This window comes from Lysinibacillus xylanilyticus (assembly GCF_001708185.1).
In the GTDB taxonomy this organism is placed as follows: domain Bacteria; phylum Bacillota; class Bacilli; order Bacillales_A; family Planococcaceae; genus Lysinibacillus; species Lysinibacillus xylanilyticus_A.
On the sequence record NZ_MDDN01000006.1, the window covers coordinates 99,055 to 125,603 of the forward strand.

The 26,549-nt window shown below is 38.7% G+C and carries 23 protein-coding genes; 18 read left to right on the plus strand and 5 right to left on the minus strand.

Annotated elements, in window-relative coordinates; genetic code table 11:
* Position 1: 1 nt before the first annotated feature.
* The 4 genes from spx to BFJ97_RS13550 all read right to left on the minus strand — a co-directional run bounded on the left by spx (position 2) and on the right by BFJ97_RS13550 (position 4,256).
* The gene (spx, locus tag BFJ97_RS13535; protein WP_068985182.1) at positions 2-406 is read right to left on the minus strand and encodes a transcriptional regulator Spx; all 405 of its coding nucleotides are present in this window, start codon (positions 404-406) and stop codon (positions 2-4) included.
* A 523-nt stretch (positions 407-929) separates the two neighbouring features.
* On the minus strand, positions 930-2,495 hold the full coding sequence (gene abc-f / locus BFJ97_RS13540) for a ribosomal protection-like ABC-F family protein (protein ID WP_068985183.1): 1,566 nt from the start codon (positions 2,493-2,495) through the stop codon (positions 930-932).
* A gap of 106 nt (positions 2,496-2,601) precedes the next feature.
* Positions 2,602-2,787 (minus strand): SE1832 family protein, encoded by a 186-nt coding sequence (locus BFJ97_RS13545; protein WP_049667890.1) that lies wholly within the window; start codon positions 2,785-2,787, stop codon positions 2,602-2,604.
* Between the two features lie 425 nt (positions 2,788-3,212).
* Positions 3,213-4,256: a PseG/SpsG family protein gene (locus tag BFJ97_RS13550; RefSeq protein ID WP_068985184.1), complete on the minus strand. Its 1,044-nt coding sequence runs from the start codon at positions 4,254-4,256 to the stop codon at positions 3,213-3,215.
* A gap of 305 nt (positions 4,257-4,561) precedes the next feature.
* Between BFJ97_RS13550 and BFJ97_RS13555 the strand changes: the two genes are divergently transcribed.
* From BFJ97_RS13555 to BFJ97_RS13580, 7 genes are all read left to right on the plus strand, one after another.
* Positions 4,562-5,413, plus strand: coding sequence for an oxidoreductase (locus BFJ97_RS13555; RefSeq protein WP_068985185.1), 852 nt, complete (start codon positions 4,562-4,564; stop codon positions 5,411-5,413).
* Positions 5,414-5,520: 107 nt separating this feature from the next.
* On the plus strand, positions 5,521-5,655 hold the full coding sequence (locus BFJ97_RS25465) for a hypothetical protein (protein WP_302621798.1): 135 nt from the start codon (positions 5,521-5,523) through the stop codon (positions 5,653-5,655).
* Positions 5,656-5,840: 185 nt separating this feature from the next.
* Complete coding sequence (locus BFJ97_RS13560; RefSeq protein WP_049667893.1) at positions 5,841-6,395, plus strand: NADPH-dependent FMN reductase; 555 nt, start codon at positions 5,841-5,843, stop codon at positions 6,393-6,395.
* Between the two features lie 690 nt (positions 6,396-7,085).
* Positions 7,086-10,868 carry a DEAD/DEAH box helicase gene (locus BFJ97_RS13565; RefSeq protein WP_068985186.1) on the plus strand — a complete coding sequence of 1,261 codons (3,783 nt, stop codon included), beginning with the start codon at positions 7,086-7,088 and terminating at the stop codon, positions 10,866-10,868.
* A gap of 1 nt (position 10,869) precedes the next feature.
* Positions 10,870-11,622 carry a hypothetical protein gene (locus BFJ97_RS13570; protein WP_068985187.1) on the plus strand — a complete coding sequence of 251 codons (753 nt, stop codon included), beginning with the start codon at positions 10,870-10,872 and terminating at the stop codon, positions 11,620-11,622.
* Between the two features lie 189 nt (positions 11,623-11,811).
* Entirely contained in the window at positions 11,812-12,882 is a 1,071-nt protein-coding gene (locus BFJ97_RS13575) for a glycosyltransferase (RefSeq protein ID WP_068985188.1), read from the plus strand.
* A gap of 413 nt (positions 12,883-13,295) precedes the next feature.
* Positions 13,296-15,488, plus strand: coding sequence for a DNA topoisomerase III (locus tag BFJ97_RS13580; RefSeq protein ID WP_068985189.1), 2,193 nt, complete (start codon positions 13,296-13,298; stop codon positions 15,486-15,488).
* 80 nt (positions 15,489-15,568) lie between these two features.
* Here BFJ97_RS13580 and BFJ97_RS13585 read toward each other — a convergent pair whose 3' ends face one another.
* On the minus strand, positions 15,569-16,627 hold the full coding sequence (locus tag BFJ97_RS13585; protein ID WP_068985190.1) for a saccharopine dehydrogenase NADP-binding domain-containing protein: 1,059 nt from the start codon (positions 16,625-16,627) through the stop codon (positions 15,569-15,571).
* A 212-nt stretch (positions 16,628-16,839) separates the two neighbouring features.
* On the opposite strand from BFJ97_RS13585, the gene BFJ97_RS25225 reads away from it, so the two are divergent.
* The 11 genes from BFJ97_RS25225 (at position 16,840) to BFJ97_RS13635 (ending at position 26,497) form a co-directional block, all read left to right on the plus strand.
* Positions 16,840-17,079: a MurR/RpiR family transcriptional regulator gene (locus BFJ97_RS25225; RefSeq protein ID WP_223554474.1), complete on the plus strand. Its 240-nt coding sequence runs from the start codon at positions 16,840-16,842 to the stop codon at positions 17,077-17,079.
* A 19-nt stretch (positions 17,080-17,098) separates the two neighbouring features.
* Positions 17,099-17,731 (plus strand): MurR/RpiR family transcriptional regulator, encoded by a 633-nt coding sequence (locus BFJ97_RS13590; protein WP_254660169.1) that lies wholly within the window; start codon positions 17,099-17,101, stop codon positions 17,729-17,731.
* A 5-nt stretch (positions 17,732-17,736) separates the two neighbouring features.
* Entirely contained in the window at positions 17,737-18,852 is a 1,116-nt protein-coding gene (locus tag BFJ97_RS13595) for a M20 peptidase aminoacylase family protein (RefSeq protein WP_068985191.1), read from the plus strand.
* A gap of 381 nt (positions 18,853-19,233) precedes the next feature.
* Positions 19,234-19,851 (plus strand): TetR/AcrR family transcriptional regulator, encoded by a 618-nt coding sequence (locus tag BFJ97_RS13600; RefSeq protein ID WP_068985270.1) that lies wholly within the window; start codon positions 19,234-19,236, stop codon positions 19,849-19,851.
* Positions 19,852-19,859: 8 nt separating this feature from the next.
* The gene (locus BFJ97_RS13605; protein ID WP_068985192.1) at positions 19,860-20,063 is read left to right on the plus strand and encodes a hypothetical protein; all 204 of its coding nucleotides are present in this window, start codon (positions 19,860-19,862) and stop codon (positions 20,061-20,063) included.
* 258 nt (positions 20,064-20,321) lie between these two features.
* Positions 20,322-21,464 carry an acyl-CoA dehydrogenase gene (locus BFJ97_RS13610; RefSeq protein WP_068985193.1) on the plus strand — a complete coding sequence of 381 codons (1,143 nt, stop codon included), beginning with the start codon at positions 20,322-20,324 and terminating at the stop codon, positions 21,462-21,464.
* 21 nt (positions 21,465-21,485) lie between these two features.
* The gene (locus tag BFJ97_RS13615; protein WP_068985194.1) at positions 21,486-23,120 is read left to right on the plus strand and encodes an AMP-binding protein; all 1,635 of its coding nucleotides are present in this window, start codon (positions 21,486-21,488) and stop codon (positions 23,118-23,120) included.
* Positions 23,121-23,136: 16 nt separating this feature from the next.
* Positions 23,137-24,495 (plus strand): acetyl-CoA carboxylase biotin carboxylase subunit, encoded by a 1,359-nt coding sequence (locus BFJ97_RS13620; RefSeq protein WP_068985195.1) that lies wholly within the window; start codon positions 23,137-23,139, stop codon positions 24,493-24,495.
* Between the two features lie 80 nt (positions 24,496-24,575).
* Positions 24,576-24,788, plus strand: a complete 213-nt coding sequence (locus tag BFJ97_RS13625) for an acetyl-CoA carboxylase biotin carboxyl carrier protein subunit (RefSeq protein ID WP_068985196.1) — start codon at positions 24,576-24,578, stop codon at positions 24,786-24,788.
* A gap of 12 nt (positions 24,789-24,800) precedes the next feature.
* Positions 24,801-25,718 (plus strand): hydroxymethylglutaryl-CoA lyase, encoded by a 918-nt coding sequence (locus BFJ97_RS13630; protein WP_068985197.1) that lies wholly within the window; start codon positions 24,801-24,803, stop codon positions 25,716-25,718.
* Positions 25,715-26,497 carry an enoyl-CoA hydratase gene (locus BFJ97_RS13635; RefSeq protein WP_068985198.1) on the plus strand — a complete coding sequence of 261 codons (783 nt, stop codon included), beginning with the start codon at positions 25,715-25,717 and terminating at the stop codon, positions 26,495-26,497. Before BFJ97_RS13630 ends, BFJ97_RS13635 begins: the two co-directional genes overlap by 4 nt.
* The last annotated feature ends 52 nt before the right edge of the window (positions 26,498-26,549 follow it).

The following is a 26,549-nucleotide window of genomic DNA, read 5'->3' on the forward strand; positions in this document are numbered from 1 at the left end:
TTTAACTTTCTTGTGCCAATCTTGTCATCGCATTTAATTCAAAAGCACGAACTTTACGTGGAATAAAACGACGAATGTCCATCTCATTGTACCCAACTTGAATACGTTTTTCATCAATTAAGATAGGGCTGCGTAGCATTCTCGGATGAGCCTGGATGATTGCAAACAATTCTTGAATAGAGAGCTGATCAATATCAACATTTAAATTTTTAAAATCGTTTGAGTTTGTCGCAATAATTTCATCTGTTCCATCTTCTGTCATGCTTAATATTTCTTTAAATTCTGCAAGTGTAAGTGGGTGTGAAGTAATACGTTTTTCTTTATATTCGATGTTGTGATCTTTTAACCATTTTAATGCTTTTCTGGATGAAGAACAGCTCGCTTGTGAATAAATAATAACTGTCATTCTTCATTCCCCGCTTTCTTTTTTAGGATTATATTTTATAGATATCTTATTAGTAAGTTAAGTAGGTTATACATATATCTTACTAGTAAGTTATATGTAAATCAATAGCTATTTGAAAAAAAATTAAATAGAAATAATGTTTTTTTTTATACTAAAATATACGTTCAAAAGAGCAAAAAGTTCCGTAAATTCAGCTTACAATGATGTAAGTTTACTCAATATTAATAATAGATGCTTAAAGAATTTGAGAGTTGTCCTAAAATAGGGAGAAATAGTTTGATTTAATAGCGGTAGATATATTTGTTAATCCACTGATTATTATTATGATTAAATGTTGGGTTTTATGCATAGATGAAAAATTTTTTATTTGAGGCTAAGGAGAGAAGTGGTTTTCAAAAGCTCGGGTAGCTTGGAGAACCGCTCAGGTCCCACGATCCCCACGCTCAATTTCCAGCTACTAAAAAGAGGGCAGTACCGAGTGATCCAAGAATCACTTCGGTAACTGCCCACATTAATAATATTCCTAGCTTTGTTGCCCAGAAGTAAACCAGTCTTGGACATTCCAAACTTTTGTTGCTAAACCTTCATAGAAATCAGGTTCATGGCTTACTAACACGATTGTGCCTTTAAATTCTTTCATGGCACGCTTTAGCTCATCTTTTGCATCGACATCTAAGTGATTTGTTGGTTCGTCAAATATGAGCCAGTTTGCCTCTTCCATCATTAACTTACATAAACGAACCTTTGCTTGCTCACCACCAGATAAAGAATTAAGTGGGCGAGTAATATGCTCCGTTTTTAGTCCTGCACGTGCTAATGCTGCACGTACTTGTGCTTGCTCCATAGAAGGGAAGGCATTCCATACATCATCGATTGGTGTAATTTTGTCTGCCTTTACTTCTTGTTCGAAGTAAGATGGGTAAAGGTAGTCCCCACGAATAACTTTTCCATCCAGTGGGTTTATTTTGCCTAGCATCGTTTTTAATAATGTTGATTTACCGACACCATTCATACCGACTAGAGCAATCTTTTCCCCACGTTCAATCTCAAAAGTAAGTGGTGGAAGTAACGGCTTGTCCTTATCATATCCAATGACTAAGTTTTCAGCCTCTACTACATAACGGCTTGAAGAACGTGCCTCTTTAAAGCCAAATTCAGGTTTTCCAGCTGTTTCAGGACGATCGATACGCTCTAAACGGTCAAGCTGCTTGGCGCGAGATTTTGCACGACCAGTAGTAGAGTAGCGAGCTTTATTTTTCGCGATAAAATCCTCTTGTTTTTTTATGAATTCCTGTTGTTTTTCATAGGCATCAATATGCTGACGTTTATTGATTTCAGCAAGCTCTAAAAACTTTTCATATGTTGCTGTATAGCGAGTTAATTTTGAAAACTCTAGTTGGAAAATAACGTCCACCGTTTCATTCATAAACTCCGTATCATGCGAAATTAATAAGAAAGCATGTGGATAGTTCTTTAAATAGTTTTTCAACCATGTAATATGCTCTTCATCCAGATAGTTCGTTGGCTCATCGAGTAATAGTACTTTTGGTTTTTCAAGTAATAGTTTTGCTAGTAAAACCTTTGTACGTTGACCACCAGAAAGAGCAGCGACATCACGTTCCAAGCCGATTGCATCAAGACCAAGACCTCGTGCAACCTCTTCAATTTTCATATCCAGAGAATAGAAATCCCCTGCATCCAGAGCATCCTGCACCTCGGCCATTTGATCTAGTAAAACTTCTAATTCTTCAGGTGTTGCTTCAGCCATTTTACCAGTAATTTCATTGAGTTCTTCTTCTTTTTTATATAAAGGAAGAAAGGCATCACGTAATGCATCTCGCATCGTTCGGCCAGCTGTTAATACAGTATGCTGATCTAAATAGCCGTAATGTGTTCCTGGAAGCCATTCAACCTTCCCAGTATCGTGGATTGCTTGGCCTGTAATAATGCTCATTAATGTGGACTTACCAACACCGTTTGCACCTACAAGACCAATATGATCACCTTCAACTAAACGAAAGGATACATCTTTAAAAAGTGTGCGGTCACCGAATGAATGACCTAAATTTTCAACTGTTAATACTGCCATATATGTTCCTCCAAATTCAATTCATACATTTATGTGAAATAGTAGCCGTCTTTCTAAAGAGACAACTGTTTGTGAAGTGTTTTTATTTCGCTAGGCTTTTTCATTATTATAGTTCTGCTAATTGTTTATTTAACTCCGCTAGCGTTGCTTCCATATTTGCAAGGCGTTGTTCTGCCTTTGCCACTTGATCATTATGGCCTGTAGATTCAAGTTTTTCGATGTCGCCTTGTAAATTCATATAATCCATTTTTAGCTCTCTAATTTGATATTCAATATCACTTTTTGATGGCATGATAATTGCTCCTTTTATGTGTTTATTTTATAACGAATGCGTATATCAATTATGCCTCGGCATAATTGCGTCTGGAATCGGCTTTGTGTTTACACAAAGAACTCCTTTTCGATTCCATGACATCCGCCGGAGGCTTTAGGCCAACACGAAGTTGGTCACTCAGTAGTTGCCACAGGACGTGGCGTTCTTAGACTGAGTTCCCCTATTTCAGCAAGTGTCTTTTGTACCGAAAGCGTAGCGACAGGTACAGGTGTCCAAACACCTGCTGAAAGAAGGTAAAAGCGATGGAGGTTTTTTGATCCCCCACCGCTCATTAGTTAATATCAATCGGGTACTTATGTTGCTTGAATTCACTTCTTATAATGAAAGATAAGTGAAAGTGAAAAATTCTTCTATATTGTATCATATCCACCTTCAAAGAATCACTAAGTAGAAGCGATATTGTGTCGATCGTAAGCGAAATCTAAAAGCAATGACTGTAATGCTTCATTGTTGCTTACTAAATTGAGCTGTCGTTGTTTTTTTACAGCTCGTTCGCTTCGGGCCTCATGTAATAAAAATTCCATGACAGCGTTTTGAATTTGTGATTGCTTCATTTTGCGACCTAATCCAAGGTGAATAAAGCCGTTCTGTTCACGAGGGAAGGCGTGTAATAGTTCAGCCTCTGTTTGTGCAAGTGTAATACAAGGTACACCATAAGCGGCGATTTTATAAGGTGTATAATTAGAATTACAAATGATAACATCTGCTTTTGGTAATAGTTTTAGGAGTGCGTTTTTATCACGAAGAATGGCAGTATTACGACGACTGAGCACCATCATTTGCAAATCATCCGTTGCATGTCGATAGCTATCATCAATCATCACTGTAATTTGTAGTGGAATTTGTAGCTGCGTTAAGTGTCGAAGAGTACGGTAGGTTAAGTTATGCTCGTCCCCATCCTCGAAAGCAACAACAATATGAGGTGGGTTTTCAGGTATTTTACTATCTGGTCTATTTTCGAAATTCTGGTAAGCCTTCGGTAATGCAAAGTTGAAGTTACCCCCAATATAATGAGATGGTAAATAATCTTTAACTTCTTGATAGAGTGCTAGCAAAACACAGTCACAGGCTTGACCACCCTCACCAAAGTCATCAAAATGAATGATTGTTTTGCAGAATGGTCGTAAATTTTGTACTTGCCAGCTTTCGGAGTTATGACCATCTCTTACAATTAAATCCGGTTGAATACTTTTCATATGCTTCGGTAGCTCATCGAAATGTTCAAATAAGATTGGGCCGAGATTTTCATTCATTAAAATTTGAATCTCATCATTTGAAGGGGTTTTTACAAATATGAAAACTTGTTCATTAGCAAGTAGCTTTGCCAGCGTTGCAACCCGTTCAAAAGGATACAGCCCTTTATCAATACAGCTTTCAATAATGAAAACAATCGTTTTTTTCAGTTCCATTTGAGTTTCGTTTTGCAAATGTATCCCATCCTTTCATCTGTCTATTTAAACTATGGTGAATAATGGTCAAGTATGTGTAAAAAATTAGGATTAGATAAATTCTGACATAATGTATACCGGGTTCGTTAACAGTATTGCTTATAAATGGTTTTTCGAAACTCCTAAAATTAAAAGAGTAAGAGTTTCTTCATTGTCCGATAAATAAAGTAGAGCTGTCGGGAATATACATACGATTGTTTTAGTTCATTACCAAAAATAAAATGTTACGTTCTTCCAGTAGTGCGACTTCTGGAGCGAACAGAGCACAGAAAGGGGTACAACCAATGGGAATGCGCGCAGCAATTGTTGTAGGGGCTACTGGATTAACAGGTACCTCTCTTGTCAAACAATTATGTGAGAATGATGAATATGTTTCGGTTACAGTAATTGCACGAAGAGAACTAGCATTTACGCATCCAAAGCTAGAAGTAAAAATTCGTAATTTTGATACTTTAGAAGAAAAAGATATCGAATTGGCGCAAGAGGTCTATTGTTGTTTAGGAACAACAATTAAAAAAGCTGGATCGCGTGAGGAATTTGAGAAAGTTGATTTTGAATATCCGCTAACGATAGCTTCGTTAGCAAAAAAACGAGGAATTCCACATATGCTTGTCATCACAGCGATGGGGGCAAATGAAAATTCTCCATTTTACTATAATCGAGTAAAAGGAAAGCTAGAGCATGATTTAATAGAGATAGGCTTACAGAGACTTTCTATTATTCGCCCATCGTTATTAGTTGGGGAGAGAGAGGAAGTTCGCTTAGGTGAAAAAGTAGGAGAGCAAGTTTTAAAGTTCGTAAAGCCGCTTTTAGTGGGGCCACTAAAACGCTCAAGGTCTATAGAAGCCTCCCAGGTTGCAAAGGCGATGATCGTAATTGCTTTGCAGGAGCACGGTACTAAACAGCCTGTTACTGTTTATCAATCTCAGGAATTGGCTAAGTTAGATTTTCCTGAAACGCAGGATGAGGATGTTTCAAGAGAGCAATTATTTAATTGGGATAAGCGCAAATTACCGGGTGCTAACGCTGAAGGAGATAAAGTAAATCGTGAAGTCGTGATGAATCGAGATAAATATAAAATAGAGGAAACTGTTGTAGATAAAGAAGTAAATTTTCATCATCGTGAGAATAAATAATAGGTTCATCGCTGAAATTGGGAATTATCTTTATGCAGATTAGTGATGAGAGTGGAGGCTGGGCGACTCCTTGGGGCTCATCGGACGCCCCCAGGTAGCTTTGCTCTGTGCGAAAGCGCGCGACAGCGGCAATGTTTTATCTGTGCGAAAGCGAAGCGTCAGCAACAATGTTTTATCTGTGCGAAAGCGAAGCGTCAGCAACAAAGCGCCCAGCCGGAACGGAAATCAACTCCACGATATGAACCAAATATTATTTTAATAACAAGTAATCGCTGTATCGAAGTCCACTTTCTGTAGCAATAGTTCCTGTGTAGACTCCGTTCCGCCTAAAGACTGAATTTATGGTTTTAACCACTACAATTCTTTCCGTGCCTCTTTTCATTTGTTACAATATTATTGTAGAAATGAATGTGGAGGCAAAGTGAAAATGAAAATTTTACTCGTTGATGGCACGATGTTTGGTCGTAAAACTGGTGCTATTTTAGAGCAAGTGGAGCAATATATTAAAGAATTAGATGCAAGTTTCGAGTTAGAAATTATGCATTTTAGTCAATATAAGCATCAAATTGTAGACGGTTCACCGTTAAATGATGACATGAAGGAAATGATTCAAAAGTTCGAGGAAGCGGATGCGTATATTATCGCTACACCGATTTTCCAAGCATCAATTCCAGGCGTTTTAAAAAATGCATTTGATTTCTTGCATCCGAAAACAATGCGCTATAAGCCAGTATCGATCGTGGCAAATGGTGGTACGTATCAGCACCATTTAGTAGTAGAAAATCAGTTGAAACCAATTTTAGACTACTTCCGTGCACTTGTAACGCCGAACTATGTATACACACACACATCTCACTTTGATGCAGATAATAATATTGTCGACGAAGACGTTCATAATCGTTTACGTGAATTGGCTCGTGTTTTTGTGCAGTATTGTGAAATGAGCAAAACATTGCCGAAAGAACCGATTGATCAACATTAAAATAAAATTCATCCCTTGTGCAGTGGAAGGAAATCACTGTGCAGGGGATTTTTCTTTTAATTTATTTCAGCGGGTGTCCAAACACTGCTGAAATATAGGAACTCAGTCTAAGAGCGCCACGTCCTGTGGCAATTTATCTGTGCGAAAGCGAAGCGACAGCAACAAGTTTTTATCTGTGCGAAAGCGAAGCGACAGCAACAACAACAACAACAACAACAGCAACACACGACTGAGTGACCAACATCATGTTGCTGACGCTACGTTAGCACTGCGCTTTCGTACAAAAAACATCATGCTGCTGACGCTACGTTAGCACTGCGCTTTCGCACAAAAAACATTATGCTGCTGACGCTACGTTAGCACTGCGCTTTCGCACAAAAAACATTATGTTGCTGACGCTACGTTAGCACTGCGCTTTCGCACAAAAAACATTATGTTGCTGACGCTACGTTAGCACTGCGCTTTCGCACAAAAAACATCATGTTGCTGACGCTACGTTAGCACTGCGCTTTCGCACAAAAAACATTATGCTGCTGACGCTGCGTTAGCACTACGCTTTCGCGCAAAAAAACATTTGTTGGCCTAAAGCCTCCGGCCGATTCCCGACGCAATTATCCCGACGCATAATTGATGTATCCTTTTACGATGTGATAAAATTGAACTTTAGTGATTCGGAAGGGAGGGCTGCTCATGCAGGACATAGCTTTACTAGAAAAACAACGCTGTAATCTCATTTTGACAAATAAAGCGAAGGAAGCGGTAGAGGAATGCTCAGCAAATGAGCATGCCTTTTTTGCGTTACAAAAAACTTTCACTGTTTACATCGAAAAACGTAAGGCAAAAACACTTGGTGAAACGTTTTTATCGATTTACTTTAATGCGGAGCAGAATGAAAAGTTAACGGATGTCTTGGCCGAGAAAACAGCCATTATGGATTGTGTGCTAAAGGTTGAGGGATTGCTAGCTACAAATCTTCGTTTTGTACATATGCGAGGCCCGATTAATACAAACCGACGTCTACCAGCAGCATTACAATTTGTCACAAGACCTAATAATGGAGCAGGGATTCCGCTTGATCTTCATACAAAAATAAGAGAGTTACCAATAGCCGAGGAGCGCACGGAATATGTAAAAAAGCGTATCGGGAGCTGGGAAGGCTATTTAAAAATTCAAGAACGTGATGCGACTGTTGATGACATTCATACCGAATTTAAGCAAAGCTATTTTAATGAAGATTTTACTAGGCTGACAATTGTCTGCCCTTATATAAAATCGAAGGAATGGAAGAAGCTTGAAGGGTTAAGTGTGAACATTCAAGGGGTACGCGGTGAAATTGGACAAGTATTAAAGGCTAATGCAGGGAAGCAGACAATAGAAATTGACTTAAAGCCTTTTGTGCAGGATTTAGCACGTAAAGATCAACTTAACCTTCGTTCTAAGCAAGCGAGCTTTAGTAATTTTGCGACATTGAGTCAAATTAGACGATTACGCAATGGTTTTACAAAGCTAGAAAAAGGTGAGGCCGTTAACCCTAATTTAGAGACAATACTATTTGAAAAACGCCCAACTGTTCGAACAGCAAAGCTACGAGACGATATTGATTTTCACAATAATTTAAACGAATATCAGCGACGGGCCGTTTTAGGGGCATTGTCTGTTGAAGATTTGTATGTGATTCAGGGACCTCCTGGCACAGGGAAGACCACCGTTATTTCTGAAATTTGTCAGCAAAATGTCAAGGCTGGTTTAAAAACACTTGTAGCTTCTCAATCAAATCTAGCCGTGGATAATGCATTGGGACGACTTCTTTCCAATCAAGAAATTCGAATTTTACGTTATGGTAGAACGGAAAGTATTGAAGAAGAGGGTAAAAAATTTATTGAAGAAAATGTTGCGCTTTATTGGCGTGAGCAAACTCTTGCAGCGATTGAAGAGGAAATCACAGCATTTACTGAACGTGAGCAGGAACTGAAATCTAGTTTAATCAAAGCTAAGGAAGAGCAAGAAAAGCTTAAGGAATGGCTTGAGGACCTAACAAAAGAAATAGCTGCAAAAGAACAGGCTGCAATAGACGAGCCTATTTTACAGCAGGAAATCCAAGCGTTAAAAAAAGAATTGAAGGCTGCAAAAGCTGAACAGCAGGAGTGCGAGGCGCAAAAAGAGCATTACGAAAAACAGCTGGCGCAAATCGAGCCTGCTGTAAAGACACTGGAGCAGACCATTGCTGAAAACCCATCAATAGAGCAGCTAAAGCTTACTATAGAAGAAACTTCCCAAAAGATGGAGCAATTTGAAGCGGCTGCTCAATATAAGGAGCTGCAAGAACAAAAGCAGCATCTGACCCTGCAGTTCAAAGATATTCAATCGAAATATGAAGAGGAAAGTAACCGGCTTCGATTAATGAAGGAAGCGGAAAAATATATCGGCAATTTAACGTCCTATGAGCGAATCCAACGATTTTTACAGCACTATCAAGTTCGCCCTTCCTATGTGCTGACACAACAAATCAATCGGTTACAGCATTTAGAGGACGCCAAGGATTTAGAAGCATGGTCAACAATTAATGGACGTCTACAAAAGGCTATCACAAAGCTTGAAGCATTAGTAGCATATGAAGAAAAGGAACGTGCCCTTGCTAAAAGTAGATTACAGCCAGTTCAATCGTTTTCGTTGCAAAATCTCACAGGTGTTTTTGCCAAGCTTAATAAAGCCTTTGAAGATGATCAAACCCCACCTGTTGAACAAATTGAGAGCTTCTTGCTCGGATTATATATGCGTCGTGACTTTGTCTGGCAAAAAGGTGTAGCTCTTAAACAACAACAAGAGCATAAAGATCAGGAGTTTGAGTCCTTACGTAAAAATATTGGTGGACTAATACATCAAGAGTGTGCAATTACAAGCTTCGACGTCCAAAGCTTACAGCGACAATTGCAGCCATTTTTACAGCATACAGAACGACTTCAGCAGCTAGCTGAGGCATTCCAAATTGATGCTGAGCCAGAGGAATCTGTAGAGCATTTAAAAATACTCGTATCGCAATCAAAGACTTCTCTTCAAACAGCACGTCAACAGCTTGAGGCAGTTGAACTTGCTCATACACAGCTCCTACCAAAGAAAGCGGCCCTTCAAACAGCGCAGAATAGCTTACAAGAGATTGAACAGGAGCTTGCACAAGTAGAAGAACGTATAAAAGAAATTAATATAGCTGGATTGAAGAAGGAAAAGCAGCTCACAGCATGTACAAATCTCCTGCAATCAACACCAGAGCGCACTTTCGAGGAAGTAGAGGAAGCAATTGTATCCTCCGAAACAGTGCTAGAGGAATTACAGCGCAAGGAACAGCAGTTGCCTCTTCGAAAAAAATTACAAGAGCAATGGCGTGACAAGCTGCAAAACGCTACGGAATATGATTTAGATGAAATTCGTAAATTATATGTGCGCCACGCTAATGTCATCGGTACAACATGCGTTGCTTCAGCAAGTAAGGAATTTATGGAGAACTACCCGACATTTGATGTTGTCATTATTGATGAAGTATCAAAGGCAACACCACCAGAGCTACTATTACCGATGCTTAAAGGTAAGAAAGTTATTTTAGTGGGCGATCACCATCAGCTACCTCCACTACTTGGAGATGACACGTTAGAGGAAACGTTAAAGGCAATGTTAGATGAAAATCCAAACTTTGATGGCGCACAGGAATTGAAAAATTTATTGCGTGAATCACTATTTGAACGCTTATTTAATAATTTGCCGCAAACACATAAACAAATGCTGGCATTGCAATACCGTATGCATGAAAAAATTATGCATAGTATTACGCCATTTTACGCAAAAGAGGAAAATGGTCTGCAATGTGGTTTACCAGATTCCGATGCAGCGCGAGACCATAGCCTAGAAGGGCAATTTGTGAGCCGTGATGATCATTTAATGTGGATTGATATTCCTACCGAAAAACCTTTTCTAGAGGAGCAGGTGAAGGGAGGAACAAGTCGTTATAATGAGGGTGAATTACAAACAATTCGTCGTATTTTAATAGACTTAAATGATGCTGTTATCGCAGCAAAAGAGGCAGGTCGCATGCCACAAGATGCACAAAAAAGCGTTGGAGTTATTAGCTTCTATGGGGAGCAAGTAAAGAGAATTAATCGCCTTCTTCAACAGGAATTACAGTTACCACATCTTCAATTTAGAACAGGGACAGTCGATAAGTTCCAAGGTATGGAGATGGACGTCATATTAGTCAGTATGGTACGTAATACACCTAAAGGGGGAGACATTGGCTTTGCAAAAGATTATCGCCGCTTAAACGTTGCCTTATCTCGTGCCCGAGAGCTCTTACTACTTGTCGGAAGTGCGGAGATGTTTGCCAAACGTGCGAAACATCAAGATACACGTGAGATGTACAGTAATCTGTTAGATACCGTGAAATCCTATAACGGCTTGCGCAATCATGAAGGACAGGTGATGTAGAGTGTCAAAATTACAGCAGCGCTTAATGCGTGAACTGCAGCAAAATCGAAATATTAAAATTATCAAAACTGATGAATGGTGTATTCCGATTCGCACAGTAGAAGTGACCTATGAGCCAGTTCGCCGTTCCACTATGGATGTCTTAATGACGATGCTGTTATTAAGCATACAGGAAGCGGATTTTGCAAGTACACATGAATTAAGTGAGTTATTGCTAGTCGATCCGTTATTTATTGAGGATTTAGTATCATTAATGTCTCGAGCAAGTCTTATTGAGCAAAAGGAAAACTTCTATAGATTAACATCTAAAGGGCAGCAACAACTGGAACGCGGTATCTTTGAAGAGGAGCTAGATGTTGAAATGGCCAATCTTTACTATAGCCCATGCCATCTTGCATTTCTTGCTGTCGATGAGGACAATGTGGAAGAATATGACGATCTACCAGAGCTATATCGCTATGTGGATGAAGAGGCTGAGAAGCAGGAGCATTTTGAAGAAGTGATGTTAATAGATGCATTGCAGCAAGAGGATGATGAACAAGCTGGAACCTCTCAAAAAATCATTTCAAAAATTGTTCAAACAGACGCTAAACAAATAAATGATATCCCATGTCTTGAATTTGTTCTTTACAATAAAGAACAGGATATTGTCTTTGTTCGTGTCTGGAATGCGTTGTTAAACCAATGGGATTCTTATTTAGAACAACAGCTCACAGAAAAAGAACAGCTACAATGGCGTGAAAAATACCTATAAGTTGAAGAAACGAACGTGTATAGCGTTCGTTTTTTTGTGCTTTTTGAGGTGGATGTCGATAAAACGGAAAAGTTGAGTGATAAATTCAAAAAGTTGAGCGATAAATAAAAAAGTTAGACGATAAAATGGAAAAATGCCTCGATAAATTTTCAAGCTTGCATATATTAATACAAAAAAAGGAGGGGACAGATGCTAACGATTAGTTTATGTATGATTGTCAAAAATGAAGAATGTATTATTGAAAGATGCCTAGATTCCGTTCAACATTTAGTGGATGAAATCAATATTATTGATACAGGCTCAACTGATCGTACAAAAGATATCGTCCGAAGCTATACCTCTAGAATTTTTGACTTTACATGGTGTGATGATTTTTCCAAAGCCCGTAACTTTTCTTTCCAGCAAGCAACGAAAGATTATATTTTATGGCTCGATGCAGATGATGTGATGACAACAGAACATCAGCATAAGCTACTTCAGCTTAAGAAATCTCTCTATCCTAACGTCGATGCTGTTTCAATGGAATATTATGTAACGCTAGATGCAGATGGCTGTGTAGAATCTAGTGAAAAAAGATTTCGTCTTGTCAAACGAGCAAGTAATTTTCAGTGGCAGGGTGCCGTCCATGAGTATTTAGATGTATCGGGCCAGCTCTATCATAGCGATATAGCGGTTATGCATTTGCCAAGAAAAAGTGATGTTCATCGTAATATTCGTATTTATGAGCGTTTAAAGAAAGAAGGGCACCCATTTTCAGCTAGAGATACATTTCATTATGCTAATGAACTCAAAAATCATCAGCGATTTTTAGAAGCTATTAATCACTATAATAATTTCCTAGATTCCACACTAGGCTCTACTGATAATAATATTCAGGCTTGCTTAAATTTAGCGGATTGCCACCAACAACTACACGATGCAAAACAAGCAACCCAAGCTGTTTTACAATCTTTATTGTATGATCGACCAAGACCCGAAACATGCTGTCGAATTGGTCATTTTTTTATGGAGCAATTGAAAAATAAAGAGGCGATTTATTGGTATTCACAAGCGTTACAGCAACCTATAGAACAGACAATGGCTATTCACAAGCACGCTTATTCTACATGGCTTCCACATTTACAGTTAAGCTTGTTATACAATCGTTTGCGTCTCTATGAAAATGCCCATCAACATAATGAGGAAGCACGGAAATATAAGCCAAAAGATCAGCGCATACTAGACAACCGAAAATACTTGTTAAGTCAGTTAAAGAAGTAAGGCCGTCATGGAAAGGGAACATCAATAAAATTGATATATATACCGTAACCAATTAACACCGATACAAAAACAACAATCGTCATAAAAATCACATTCCGAGGTCTGAAAGTTCGAGCATCCATTCATCCATCCCCTTTCGAATTTGTGAACATTCTGTTAACTCAACATATGTTTTGAGAGTTAGAGTATGCAGTTGATATTTAATATTTTTATTTGAAGCATAGAAAAAGCGCAAATTCACAATTATCGTGAATTTGCTTTTTAAATTAATCGTCTTACTCGATAGTTTTCCAGCAAGCCGATCAGTTCTCCCACAATGACCATTGTAAAGACTAAGTAGTGGCTCTACTCAATTTCCACCTCGAACTTATGGTATATTAGACATTACATAGTTAGTAAAGGAGTACGAATATATGGTTAAAAGTGTAGTTATTGCTGAAAAACCTTCAGTTGCACGTGATATAGCAAATGTATTGAAATGTAATAAAAAGGGGAACGGATTTTTAGAGGGTGACAAATATATTGTTACTTGGGCATTAGGGCATTTAGTAACATTAGCCGATCCAGAAGCCTACGATAATAAATACAAAACATGGAATTTAGAAGACCTTCCGATGTTACCAGAACGAATGAAGCTAGTCGTGATGAAGCAAACAGGTAAGCAATTTAATGCGGTCAAATCACAATTAACACGTAATGATGTAAATGAAATCATTGTGGCTACTGATGCTGGACGTGAAGGGGAATTAGTTGCTCGATGGATTATAGAAAAAACAAATGTGAAAAAGCCGATTAAACGTTTGTGGATTTCGTCTGTCACAGATAAAGCTATTAAAGAAGGATTTGCTAATTTAAAGCCGGGTAAAAACTATGAAAATTTATATGCTGCTGCTGTCGCTCGTTCTGAAGCAGATTGGTACATTGGCTTAAATGCAACACGTGCGCTAACAACAAGATTTAACGCACAGCTGAACTGTGGTCGTGTACAAACCCCAACGGTTGCAATGATTGCCGCACGCGAAGATGAAATTAAAAACTTCAAACCACAAACGTACTATGGCATTGAAGCACAAACAGATTCGTTAAAGCTGACATGGCAAGATGCGAACGGAAATTCACGTAGCTTTAATAAAGAAAAAACAGACGGTATTGTAAAAGCATTAGGCAACCAAGATGCAAAAATTGTTGGAATTGACCGCAAGCCTAAAAAGTCATTTGCCCCAGGTCTTTATGACTTAACAGAATTACAACGTGATGCCAATAAATTATTTGGCTATTCTGCAAAAGAAACATTAAATATCATGCAAAAGCTGTATGAATCTCATAAAGTACTGACATATCCTCGTACGGATTCACGTTATTTATCGTCTGATATTGTAGGTACATTACCTGAGCGTCTAAAAGCATGTGGCATTGGCGAATATCGTACATTAACAAATAAGATCTTAACAAAGCCAATTAAAGCGAATAAATCATTTGTAGATGATAGTAAAGTATCCGATCACCATGCCATCATTCCAACTGAAGGCTATGTGAATTTATCGGCATTCAATGATAAAGAGCGTAAAATTTATGATTTAGTAGTAAAGCGATTTTTAGCTGTATTATTCCCAGCACAAGAATATGAGCAATTAACAGTACAAGCTCAAATTGGTCATGAGAAATTTATTGCCAAAGGGAAAACCGTAATAAATGCTGGGTGGAAAGAAGTGTATCAAAATCGTTTTGACGATGAAGAGTCATCGGATGATGTGAAAGAGCAAATGCTTCCTCGTTTAGAACAAGGACAAGTATTAAAAACAAAGCTAATCGCTCAAACATCTGGTCAAACAAAACCACCAGCACGCTTTACAGAGGCGACATTGCTATCAGCTATGGAAAATCCTACGAAGTATATGGAAACGAATGATAAGAAGCTTGTAGATACGTTGAAATCAACAGGTGGACTAGGGACAGTTGCAACACGAGCAGATATTATCGAAAAGCTCTTTAATTCATTCTTAATCGAAAAACGCGGCGGTAAAGAAATCTATATTACTTCAAAAGGTCGTCAATTGCTTGATTTAGTACCTGAAGAATTACGTTCCCCTGCGACAACAGCTGAGTGGGAGCAAAAGCTAGAATTGATCGCTAAAGGCAAGCTTAAAAAAGAAGTATTTATTAATGAAATGAAAAAGCATACGAAAGAAATAGTATCTGAAATTAAATCAAGTGATAAAAAATACAAACATGACAATGTCTCTACAAAGTCCTGTCCTGATTGTGGCAAGCCAATGCTTGAAGTCAATGGTAAAAAGGGCAAAATGCTTGTCTGCCAAGATCGAGAATGTGGTCATCGTAAAAACGTATCTCGTGTTACAAATGCACGATGCCCTCAATGTAAGAAAAAGCTAGAACTACGTGGTGAAGGTGATGGCCAAATCTTCGTATGTAAATGTGGCTATCGTGAAAAATTATCTGCATTTGAAGCCCGCCGTAAAAAAGAAGGCGGCGGTAAGGTAGATAAACGTAGCGTACAAAAATATATGAAGCAGCAAGAAAAAGAAGCAGAACCGATTAATAATGCGTTTGCGGATTTATTAAAAGGGATGAAGTTTGATGAATAGGCAAAAAATGTGCAAATCTAATTTTAGATTTGCACATTTTTATTTTAACTATGGAAAAAATTTGATTTCACTGTAATTCTTTATTTTTCAAATTCCTCGATGACGATGTCGGGACAGTTTATTTCGGACAGCAATTCATCTATATTTGTTATTTCAAAAGGGGAAACTACACCTTTTACATTTTTTTGTTGAGCAATTTTTGCTAAGGAAGCAGTTGCCATGGCTGTTGTATGATAATCAGAAAAAGTTGATAAGGCTAACGTTTTTACCTTCTCTTTGTGATCGATTATTCCTTTTACCTCAACCGTAAGAAAAGCATGTTCATTTTTATGAGGCTTATGTTTTACTACCTTTGATAGAACATTCTTGTACTTATGAACGTTTTCTATGAATCCAACTTGTCTTAAAAAAGATACTAGTTTATTGAAAGGATTATCATTCCAAGAAGTCCAATAATTTATAGAGCCAATGCCCAACATGTCTTTTAAGATAGCTTTTTCTGAATGGTCTATACATCTCATCTCTTTTTCTTTAAGGTGATGAAGGAAATACATTTTTCTTTTATTAGTAAATCCAGAGATTACTTTGTTTTCAAACTTTACTGGTTGGGCAATTATATGTAACATATCTAAAATTCCAGAAATCCCAGCTTTAGCATTTGTATTTTGCAATAATCCGACATTAACCTCTGTCACTTCTGAAAAATTGGAAATAGCCTTTTTGACCATTAATCCTGATAATCCAGGGAAAAACCCAGACATTACAACTAAACCTACATCATGGTTTTCTGCATCTTCATTAAGCTCGTTAACTTTCTCTACAAAGTCATAAAATGGTGTGACATCTATACATAATATCTTATTTTCTATACATGCTTTTTGGATATATGGATTTTTCTGCTTTAATACAACAACTACCGTATCAATATTTTTTATTACCTGTTTTACATTGTCTTCATCATTTGCATTTAAAAATTGGAATTGAGCATCCGTGTTAAAAGAGTTGGCTAATTTTTCTCCTCTTTCAGTTTTATAGTCTGTCACTATTAACCTTATTTGATGATTATATATTCTTAGTAATTCATGGCAAACTAATTGACCAAGAACGCCAGATGCTCCTACAACCATAATCTTTTTCATAATTCTACAATCACCCGTTTTATTTAATAAATAGTGTAATTTGTTTTCTTTTTATTATATACGAAATAGCAAATTTGGTATAAACAATCCAATATGGTTTTGGATTGAAAGGCTATTGAATAGGATGGTAGCTTAAAAAACAACGCAAACTGAAATTTCAGAAAATATATTGGATTGCGGAAAAAACTATGCTAAGCTATGCACCATGTGGAATGAAGCTTAAACTTCAAAAAATGGGAGACAATCAAACAATTCAACAAGCCATTCAACATAAATATCAGGAGCTTTCAAAAAGTCAGCAAAAGGTAGCGAGCTTTATTCTCAAAAATTTACAGACTGTTGGTGTTCATTCAGCTGCATATGTTGGGGAAAAATCTGACGTAAGTGAAACGACGGTCATCCGCTTTTGCTATGCAATAGGATTATCGGGTTATGCTGAGTTGCAGCGATAGATAACGATGCATCTTTTCAATGAAGGCAATACGAGTAAGCTTGCAAAATTATTTGCAGTCAAAGCAAGCACTTTTCGAAACGCCGCGATTTTATGGAAAAACGATGGAGAAGGACGCCACGCGCATTTTAAATGTGGCTAAGAATATTAGCGAGGAAGATTTTAATCGTGCTTCGATGCTACTACATACAAAGAAAAAGATCTATATTGTTGGGAATGGTTCATCCCATTTAGCTGCACAATGGCTGTATTTTACGTTAAATATGTTACGTCCTAACGTTGTGCTTTTAGATTTTGAAACTAGTGAAATCATTAGAGCTTTACAAGAAATTGATCAGGATAGTGTGGTAATTATTTTATCGTTCCATCGTTATTCTAAAGAATCGATTCAATTTGCCGCTGAAATTCAAGAAAAAAATTGCGAGATTATTGGTATTACAGATTGTGAAATTGCACCAATTACGCAGTATGCGACGATTACCTTTGTGAATGAACAACAAGAAATGTCTACGATTGACGCAATGCCAGCACTCATCTCATTTTTAAATACACTAATTGCAGGTATGACAGCGCAAAATCACGACTATTATGAAAATCAGCGCGTAAAATATGATAATTTCCAAAACAGCTTTTTAGCAAATCGATGGAGTTGAAAAAAATGAATCAAGTTTTACAAAATTTACAGCCAAGATTGGCTAATATATTTACACATTTACATGCGCATCCAGAAATCAGCTGGCAAGAGCATGAAACCACACAATATATTGCTGATATATTGCGAGAGGCACAAATGGAGCCTCATTTATTCGATGATATGACAGGACTTTATGTTGATATTGGTAAAGGGACACCAAAAGTTGGCTTTCGTACTGATATAGATGCACTTTGGCAAGAGGTAGATGGTGTCTTTAAGGCAAATCATTCTTGTGGACATGACGGTCATATGACGATGGCTATTGGGACCGCACTACTTTTAAAGGACATGGAGCACTTACTTTCTGGAGCGGTACGTATACTTTTTCAGCCCGCTGAAGAAAAGGGGCAAGGGGCGAGTGCATTTGTCGAGAAGGGGTTAATTGATAGTTTAGAATACTTATTTGGTGTCCATGTGCGTCCGTTAAAAGAATTGCAGGATGGAACGTACGCCCCGGCATTGTATCATGGTGCAGCAAAGCTTTTTACTGGGACTATTATTGGAGAAGAGGCACATGGCGCACGACCTGAACTTGGCATTAATGCGATTGAGGTAGGGACAGCGATTGTCGAAGGTCTACAAAAAATTTGGACTGACCCGAATGTCTCCGCGTCAGTCAAAATGACGCAATTTAATACAGGAGGTAACTCCGCGAATATTATTCCGGGGAAAGCAACATTTAGTATTGATGCACGGGCGCAAACAAATGAAATAATGCAAACGATCACAGAAGGTGTGGAACGTGTAAGAGCATCGATAGAAGTAATGTATGGTGCCAAAATTTCCTTAAATGTAGATGCACATATTGTTGCAGCATTAGTAAATGAAGAGGCATTACAGCATATGAATTCGGCTATTATTGACGTTGTTGGTGAAAAAGCATGTGCTTTACCAGTTGTCACTCCAGGAGGAGAGGATTTTCATTTTTATACGTATGGGCGTCCTAATCTTAAAGCAACAATGCTTGGCTTAGGTTGTGGTGTAACACCGGGATTACATCATCCGAAAATGACGTTTAATCGTGAGCGACTTATTACAGGTGTGAACATTATCACGAGAGCCATTTTACGAGCTTTATAAAGTGAAGGGGTTTAGGGTAGAGAAACAGACATCTCCTGGGACATAACGAGCTGATAGTAATGGGAAAGAGAAATCGAACATCATCGATTTCTCTTCTTTAATTTTTAGTTATAAAAACAAGGTGGAAATCATACAGTAAATGTGTGTTTGTTCATTTGTTTCGTGAAGTATAATTCTGTTTTATGTAAAATAAATTCTCGTAAAATCTATTTTATTGCTAGACACTAAATTTTGTAAATGCTATATTGATATTGTCATAGTATTTTTATAATTTGGAAAAATGACGATTATAAACGATTCATCATCAAAAATAAAGTAGAAATTTTTTCTGATTATAAAGAGTGATGGAGTAAAGAGCAATATGAAGGATGATAGATGCCTATGGTAAAGAAAACGTTAAAACAACGCATTGTTGACGCTTCTGTAGTGCTGTTTCAGCAGGATGGCTATCACAATGTAACTGTTGATCGCATTGTTGAATATATTGGTGCATCAAAAGGTGGATTTTATCATAATTTTAAATCGAAAGATGAACTGTTATATGAAATTCATGATGTATTTATTTCTTATGTTATTAAACAGTCACAGGAGGCATATGACAAATACGATACACCGATTACTCGTTTATGTGCAATGCTACAAACGCTGACACAAGTATTTGATATGTATCAAGCGCATATAACTGTTTTTTACGAGGAAAGTCGTTCATTGCCAGAAGAATATAGTGAAATTATTCATAAAAAGCGAGATCAATATCGGGATATTTTACAAAAAGTCATAGAGGAAGGCCAGCAAACAAAGGATTTTCGTACAGAACTACCTTGTACTATTGTAACGATGGCTATTGTTGGGATGATTAACTGGACATACAAATGGTTTAAACAAACAGGTCCATTGACAATGGAGGAAATTACAGCTGTATTTACGGATATGGTATTGCGTGCGATTGTCACTGAACAAGCAATGAAAGAAGCAGTTCAATTTATGGTTAAGGGGTAGCCAGCACAATGACTGGTTTTATCTCCATTCAGCAAAATGTTTTTGTAACGAAAGCGAAGCGACAGCAACAAAATGTTTTATCTGTGCGAAAGCGTAGTGCTAACGAAGCGACAGCAACAAAATGTTTTCTGTGCGAAAGCGAAGCGACAGCAACAAAATGTTTTCTGTGCGAAAGCGAAGCGACAGCAACAATTACGCCAAGGCGAAATTAATTAATCGTTCAAACAAACCGACTAGTCGGTATTAACCTATTTCAACGGGTGTCCAAACACCCGTTGAAATAAAGGAACTCAGTCTAAGAACGCCGCGTCCTGTGGTATTACCGAAATGACCGACATCGTGTCGGCCCTCGTGCAGGCCTAGGCACAAAGCCGATTCCGGACGCAATTACGCCGAGGCATAATTGATTTATTGCAACTGTTATCTGAACGAAATCTGCTATGGCAAATTTGAACTTAGGGGGACTAGGGATGAACTTTGAGCTAACGAAAGAGCAAGAGATGATTCGAGACATGGTGCGTGATTTTGCAGAAAAAGAAATTGAACCGTATGCTCGTGAGGTTGACGAGACATCGACAATGAGAATAGAGAGCTTTGAAAAAATGGCGGAACTAGGGTTATTAGGTATTCCATTCCCTGAAGAATACGGCGGTTCTGGTGGGGATACAGTTTCCTACGCAATAGCTGTTGAAGAGATTGGTCGTGCATGTGGGGGCACAGGTTTGAGCTATGCAGCAGCAGTTAGCCTAGGTGCTTCACCTATCTATAACTTTGGGACAGAGGAGCAAAAGCAGGAATGGCTTGTTCCGTTAGCGAAGGGTGAAACGTTAGGTTCATTTGGCTTAACAGAGCCCAATGCAGGTTCAGATGCCGGTGGGACACTTACAACAGCCGTAATTGATGGTGATGATTACATCATTAATGGTGAAAAATGCTGGATCACAAATGCTGGCCATGCACGTCAAATTATTGTGACAGCAGTGACAGGTAAACGTGAAGATGGTAAAAAAATTATCTCATCTATCATAGTACCAACCAATACTCCTGGCGTAACGATCAACTGCAATTACGACAAAATGGGCGTACGCGGCTCCAATACGTGTGAAATTGTTTTGCAAAATGTGCGTGTACCAAGAGCTAATCTTTTAGGGGATGAGAAACGCGGATTTAGTCAATTTTTAAACACTTTAGATGGAGGACGTATTTCCATTGCTGCATTATCCGTAGGTATTGCTCAAGCTGCTTATGAGAAATCATTAAAATACGCAAAAGAACGTGAACAATTTGGTGCACCAATATCCAAGCTACAGGCTATACAATTTAAATTAGCCGATATGGCGACGGAAATAGAGCTTGCGCGTACGTTAGTACATAAGGCGGCATGGCTTAAGGACCAAAAGAAACCATTTGGGAAGGAAGCAGCAATGGCAAAATTATTTGCTTCTGAAATGGGCTTCCGTACTTGTAATCAAGCAATTCAAATTCACGGTGGTTCAGGTTATATGAAAGAATACGATGTGGAGCGTCATCTGCGCGACATTAAGTTAATGGAAATCGGTGAGGGAACATCTGAAATTCAACGTCTCGTTATTTCTCGTCTAATTGGCTGTTAATCATAATTAAGGGGGATTTTCATGGCAGAGCTTGTGTATCAAACTATTGGTCAATTGCTAGATGAACAATCGAAAAAGTATCCACAGCGCGAAGCATTAGTGTATGCAGATAGAGATTTACGTATGACATATGAGGAGCTAAATCGTCAAAGTCGCCTAGTAGCGAGGGGATTAATGGCTCTTGGAATAGAGAAGGGTGAACATATTGCAGTGTGGACGACGAATGTTCCTGAATGGGTACAACTGCAATTTGGGACAGGAAAAATGGGTGCCCCAATCGTTACCGTAAATACTAATTACCGTGCAAGTGAGTTGGAATATTTACTAAAGCAATCCGATACGACAACGATATTTTTAATTGAAAATTATCGCGACCATTCATTTATGAATACACTGCAAGAGTTATGTCCAGAGCTTGAACATTGTGAACCAGGTAATTTGCAATCAAAGCGACTACCTTTATTGAAAAATGTTATTTTAATTGGCGAGACGAAATATCCCGGAGTGCTTAATTGGTCGGATGTTTTATCTGCTGCTGAGCAAGTAACAGAGGAGCAATTAGATCAGAGACAACAAGCACTTCATTATGATGATGTTATTAATATTCAATATACTTCGGGAACGACAGGTTTTCCGAAAGGGGTTATGTTAACGCATTACAACTTAGTCAATAATGCGATAAATATTGCGGAATGTATGCGATTAACTTCTGAAGATCGTTTATGCATACCTGTACCATTTTTCCACTGTTTTGGCTGTGTGATTGGAACATTAGCGATTACAACTTGTGGCGGAACGATGGTGCCTGTGCAGGAATTTTCACCTGCTGATGTGTTACGGACGGTTGAAAAAGAAAAATGTACCGCATTACATGGCGTGCCAACGATGTTTATCAGTGAACTTAATTTACCGAATTTTTCGTCTTTTAACCTATCGACATTACGTACAGGTGTAATGGCTGGCTCAAACTGCCCTATAGAGGTGATGAAGGCTGTTATCGACAAAATGGGTATGAAAGATATTACGATCTGTTATGGGCAAACGGAAGCTTCACCTGTAATTACGCAAACGAGATCAGATGACCCGCTATCTTTAAAAGTGGAAACAGTCGGTCGTGCATTGCCGAATCTAGAAGTGAAAATTGTCATTCCTGGTACAAACGAAGAAGCTGCGCCGAATGAACAAGGGGAGCTATGTACGAGAGGTTACCACGTCATGAAAGGTTACTATAATAACCCAGAAGAAACGCTTCTTGCAATTAATGAAGACAACTGGCTGCATACTGGGGATTTAGCAACAATGGATGAGGCTGGCTATATTCGTGTAACAGGGCGTTTAAAAGATATGATCATCCGTGGCGGTGAAAATTTATATCCTCGTGAAATTGAAGAATTCCTTTACACACATCCGAAAATTTCTGATGTGCAAGTTGCTGGTGTCCCTGATCCTATCTATGGGGAGGAAGCGGCAGCTTGGATTATTTTGCGGGAAGGCGAGGAAGCAACGGAGGAAGAGATTCGCGATTATTGTCGGGATAAAATTTCAAGACATAAAATCCCACGACATATTTTCTTTATCGATAACTACCCGATGACTGCATCAGGGAAAGTTCAAAAATATAGATTGCGTGAGAATTTTGTTGCCGTAGTGAAGTAAGAAAGGGGCCAGTGTTATGTTCAAGAAGGTTTTAATTGCAAATCGTGGAGAGATAGCAAGACGTATTATAAGAACATGCAAACGACTAAATGTTCAAACCGTTGCGGTGTATTCCGAGGCAGATGCTGCAAGCTTACATGTTAAAGATGCTGATGAGGCGTTTTGTATTGGGAAACCACCTGTTGCACAAAGCTATTTAAATATTGATCGTATTCTTGAAGTCGCTAAGGAAAGCGGTGCTGACGCTGTTCATCCCGGCTATGGCTTATTATCGGAGAACGCTGAGTTTGCTAAACGTTGTACTGAGGCGGGGTTAGTTTTTATTGGGCCAAGCGCCGCAGTTATTGCTTCAATGGGTAGTAAATTAGAAGCTCGTAAAACAATGAAGGCAGCGGGTGTCCCTATTGTTGAAGGTGTAGAGGCACCAGTGAAAGATGTAACAGAAGCTATTGAAATTGCTTCCCGTCTAGGTTATCCGATTATGTTGAAAGCCTCTGCTGGAGGTGGGGGTATCGGCATGCAGCTAGTTGAAAATGCTGAGGAATTAGCAAAAGCCTTTGAAGGGAATCAAAAGCGTGCACAGTCATTCTTTGGTGATGGCACGATGTATATGGAACGATTTATTGCTAACCCTCACCACGTCGAGGTACAAATTATTGCGGACCATGATGGTAATGTCGTACCGCTATTTGAACGTGAGTGCTCGATTCAGCGCAGAAACCAAAAAGTAGTTGAGGAAGCACCATCGCCATTCATTTCTGAAGAAACAAGATCGCGTATGCTAGATGCGTCAGTCAAGGCAGTTCAACATATTGGGTATGTAAATGCCGGAACGATTGAGTATTTAGTAGATGAACATCAAAATTTTTATTTTTTAGAGATGAATACACGCTTACAGGTGGAGCATCCGGTGACTGAGGAAATTACAAAGCTGGATCTGGTAGAAGAACAATTGAAGATAGCAGCAAAACAACCATTAGCATTTACACGTGATAGCATCCAAAAAAATGGGCATGCGATTGAAGTACGCATATATGCTGAAAATCCTTCAACCTTTTTCCCTTCTCCGGGCACAATCACGACGCTTGAATTACCTACGGGTGACGGGATTCGCCATGAATGTGGTGTAGTGGCTGGTTCTACGGTAACGCCTTTTTATGATCCGATGATTAGCAAATTAGTCGTTTGGGGAGAAACACGTGCAATTGCGTGTGAAAGGCTTATTGAAGCACTTAAAGCATATAAAGTAGAAGGAATTCAAACTAATATTCCGATGCTTTTAAAAACAGTCACTCATGAACAATTTTTAAAGGGCTATACAACAACTAAATTTGTGGATGAATATTATCTACCACAATTAGCAGAGACAAAATAAAGACTGGGGCTGTCCATATAACTTTCGATTTGGAAGAGTATTTCAGACAGCCCTGCTACTAAATATTTGGAGGGGTCACAATGGCAACAGTTAAAGCGAGTATGGCAGGAACAGTATGGAAAATCGTTGTAGCAGAAGGCGAGAAAGTGACAGCAGGACAAGATGTGGCAATTTTAGAGTCGATGAAAATGGAGATTCCCATTGCAGCAGAGGAAGATGGTGTGGTAACAAAAATCATGGCGAGCGAAGGGGATTTCATTAACGTTGATGATGATATTTTAGAAATCGAATAAGGAGGCTTCTTGATGCAGCTACCAAAGCATGTAACGTTAAAGGAAGTAGGTCCTCGTGACGGTTTGCAAAATGAAAAGGCGCATATGGCAACTACCGATAAAGTACAGCTAGTGAATTTACTTAGTCAAACTGGCTTGAATTATATCGAGGTAACGTCCTTTGTGCATCCGAAGTGGATTCCACAGCTAGCAGATGCAGTGGAGGTACTACAAGCCATTAAACGCCAAAAAGATATAACGTATGCAGCACTAGTACCGAATATGCGTGGCTTAGAACGTGCATTACAGGCTGATGTGGATGAAGTGAGCGTTTTTATGTCGGCGAGTGAAAGCCATAATAAAAACAATATTAATAAAACGATTAATGAAACATTTCCGATAGTAGAGGAAGTAGTTATAGGGGCAAAGGCAGCGCATAAAAAAGTGCGAGGTTATATTTCAACAGTGATTGGATGCCCATATGAAGGCTACATACAACCAGAAAAGGTTTTGCGAGTAACAGAAAAATTATTAGAAATGGGCATCGATGAAATTTCACTTGGTGACACAATTGGTGTTGGCGTACCAACACAGGTGGAAAGGCTTTTAGAAGAATTACTAAAAAGATATCCTGTAGAAAATTTTGCGATGCATTTTCATGATACACGTGGCACGGCACTAGCGAATATTGTGAAATCCTTAGAAATGGGGATTACCAAGTTTGATAGTGCACTTGGTGGGCTTGGGGGCTGTCCATATGCCAAGGGAGCATCAGGTAATGTAGCTACGGAAGATTTATTGTATTTATTAGATGAAATGGGTATTAAAACAGGTGTAGAACTCAATAAAGTGCTAGAGGCGACGCATTTTATTGAACAGAAACTAGGGAAGGCAGTTACATCTAAACAAATGGCGATTGCCCGTAATGAAAGGAGTGCGAGTCAATTATGACGCAACTCGTTCGTTTTGAATTATTAGACGGCAGCATTGGACTTATTACACTTTCAAGGCCAGAAGCTGCAAATGCAATGTCTGTACAATTACTCCAAGAACTTAGTGCGACATTCGACAAAATTAATGGCGATCCGGCAGTGCGAGTTGTCTTGCTAACAGGAGCAGGGGAAAAAGCTTTTTGTGCAGGTGCAGATTTAAAAGAACGGAAAGGAATGTCAGACCGACAAGTTAAGCAAATTGTGCATTTAATCGGTGCAACAGTGGCAAAAGTAGAAGCACTCGCTCAGCCCGTTATTGCCGTATTAAATGGCGTTGCTTTTGGTGGTGGACTCGAACTAGCGTTAGCCTGTGATTTACGTATTGCAGCTTCCCGTGCAAAGATAGGCCTCACGGAAACATCTCTCGGGATTATTCCTGGAGCAGGAGGTACACAGCGACTTCCTCGGCTCATTGGTATTGGAAAAGCAAAAGAACTAATTTATACGGCCCGTCGATTAAATGCACAGGAAGCAAAAGACTACGGTATTGTAGAGTATGTTTTTGAAGGACATGAAGTATTTGAAAAGGCTCAACAGCTAGCACTTGAAATGGCAAAAAATGCACCACTATCTTTAGTACAGGCGAAAATTGCTATTAATCAAGGGGGCGAGGTAGATTTAGCTACTGGTTTAAAAATCGAATCTCTCGCATATAGTGCTCTGATCCCTACGGAAGATCGTTTAGAGGGTTTGCTTGCCTTCCAAGAAAAGCGAGCACCACAATATTTAGGGAAATAAGAAACGATATTATTAATTATTTATGCAAAGGCGTAACCGATTGGGCAAAAAG

What these genes read in the sequence shown, in the direction of transcription:
- BFJ97_RS13545 (WP_049667890.1), bottom strand. Translation starts at nt 2,787, where the DNA reads ATGCCATCAAAAAGTGATATTGAATATCAAATTAGAGAGCTAAAAATG.
- BFJ97_RS13600 (WP_068985270.1), top strand. Translation starts at nt 19,234, where the DNA reads ATGGTAAAGAAAACGTTAAAACAACGCATTGTTGACGCTTCTGTAGTG.
- BFJ97_RS25225 (WP_223554474.1), top strand. Translation starts at nt 16,840, where the DNA reads ATGAAGCTTAAACTTCAAAAAATGGGAGACAATCAAACAATTCAACAA.
- BFJ97_RS13555 (WP_068985185.1), top strand. Translation starts at nt 4,562, where the DNA reads ATGGGAATGCGCGCAGCAATTGTTGTAGGGGCTACTGGATTAACAGGT.
- abc-f (WP_068985183.1), bottom strand. Translation starts at nt 2,495, where the DNA reads ATGGCAGTATTAACAGTTGAAAATTTAGGTCATTCATTCGGTGACCGC.
- spx (WP_068985182.1), bottom strand. Translation starts at nt 406, where the DNA reads ATGACAGTTATTATTTATTCACAAGCGAGCTGTTCTTCATCCAGAAAA.
- BFJ97_RS13620 (WP_068985195.1), top strand. Translation starts at nt 23,137, where the DNA reads ATGTTCAAGAAGGTTTTAATTGCAAATCGTGGAGAGATAGCAAGACGT.
- BFJ97_RS13630 (WP_068985197.1), top strand. Translation starts at nt 24,801, where the DNA reads ATGCAGCTACCAAAGCATGTAACGTTAAAGGAAGTAGGTCCTCGTGAC.
- BFJ97_RS13605 (WP_068985192.1), top strand. Translation starts at nt 19,860, where the DNA reads ATGACTGGTTTTATCTCCATTCAGCAAAATGTTTTTGTAACGAAAGCG.
- BFJ97_RS13615 (WP_068985194.1), top strand. Translation starts at nt 21,486, where the DNA reads ATGGCAGAGCTTGTGTATCAAACTATTGGTCAATTGCTAGATGAACAA.
- BFJ97_RS13635 (WP_068985198.1), top strand. Translation starts at nt 25,715, where the DNA reads ATGACGCAACTCGTTCGTTTTGAATTATTAGACGGCAGCATTGGACTT.
- BFJ97_RS13625 (WP_068985196.1), top strand. Translation starts at nt 24,576, where the DNA reads ATGGCAACAGTTAAAGCGAGTATGGCAGGAACAGTATGGAAAATCGTT.
- BFJ97_RS13595 (WP_068985191.1), top strand. Translation starts at nt 17,737, where the DNA reads ATGAATCAAGTTTTACAAAATTTACAGCCAAGATTGGCTAATATATTT.
- BFJ97_RS13585 (WP_068985190.1), bottom strand. Translation starts at nt 16,627, where the DNA reads ATGAAAAAGATTATGGTTGTAGGAGCATCTGGCGTTCTTGGTCAATTA.
- BFJ97_RS13565 (WP_068985186.1), top strand. Translation starts at nt 7,086, where the DNA reads ATGCAGGACATAGCTTTACTAGAAAAACAACGCTGTAATCTCATTTTG.
- BFJ97_RS13560 (WP_049667893.1), top strand. Translation starts at nt 5,841, where the DNA reads ATGAAAATTTTACTCGTTGATGGCACGATGTTTGGTCGTAAAACTGGT.
- BFJ97_RS13590 (WP_254660169.1), top strand. Translation starts at nt 17,099, where the DNA reads ATGAAGGCAATACGAGTAAGCTTGCAAAATTATTTGCAGTCAAAGCAA.
- BFJ97_RS13575 (WP_068985188.1), top strand. Translation starts at nt 11,812, where the DNA reads ATGCTAACGATTAGTTTATGTATGATTGTCAAAAATGAAGAATGTATT.
- BFJ97_RS13610 (WP_068985193.1), top strand. Translation starts at nt 20,322, where the DNA reads ATGAACTTTGAGCTAACGAAAGAGCAAGAGATGATTCGAGACATGGTG.
- BFJ97_RS13580 (WP_068985189.1), top strand. Translation starts at nt 13,296, where the DNA reads ATGGTTAAAAGTGTAGTTATTGCTGAAAAACCTTCAGTTGCACGTGAT.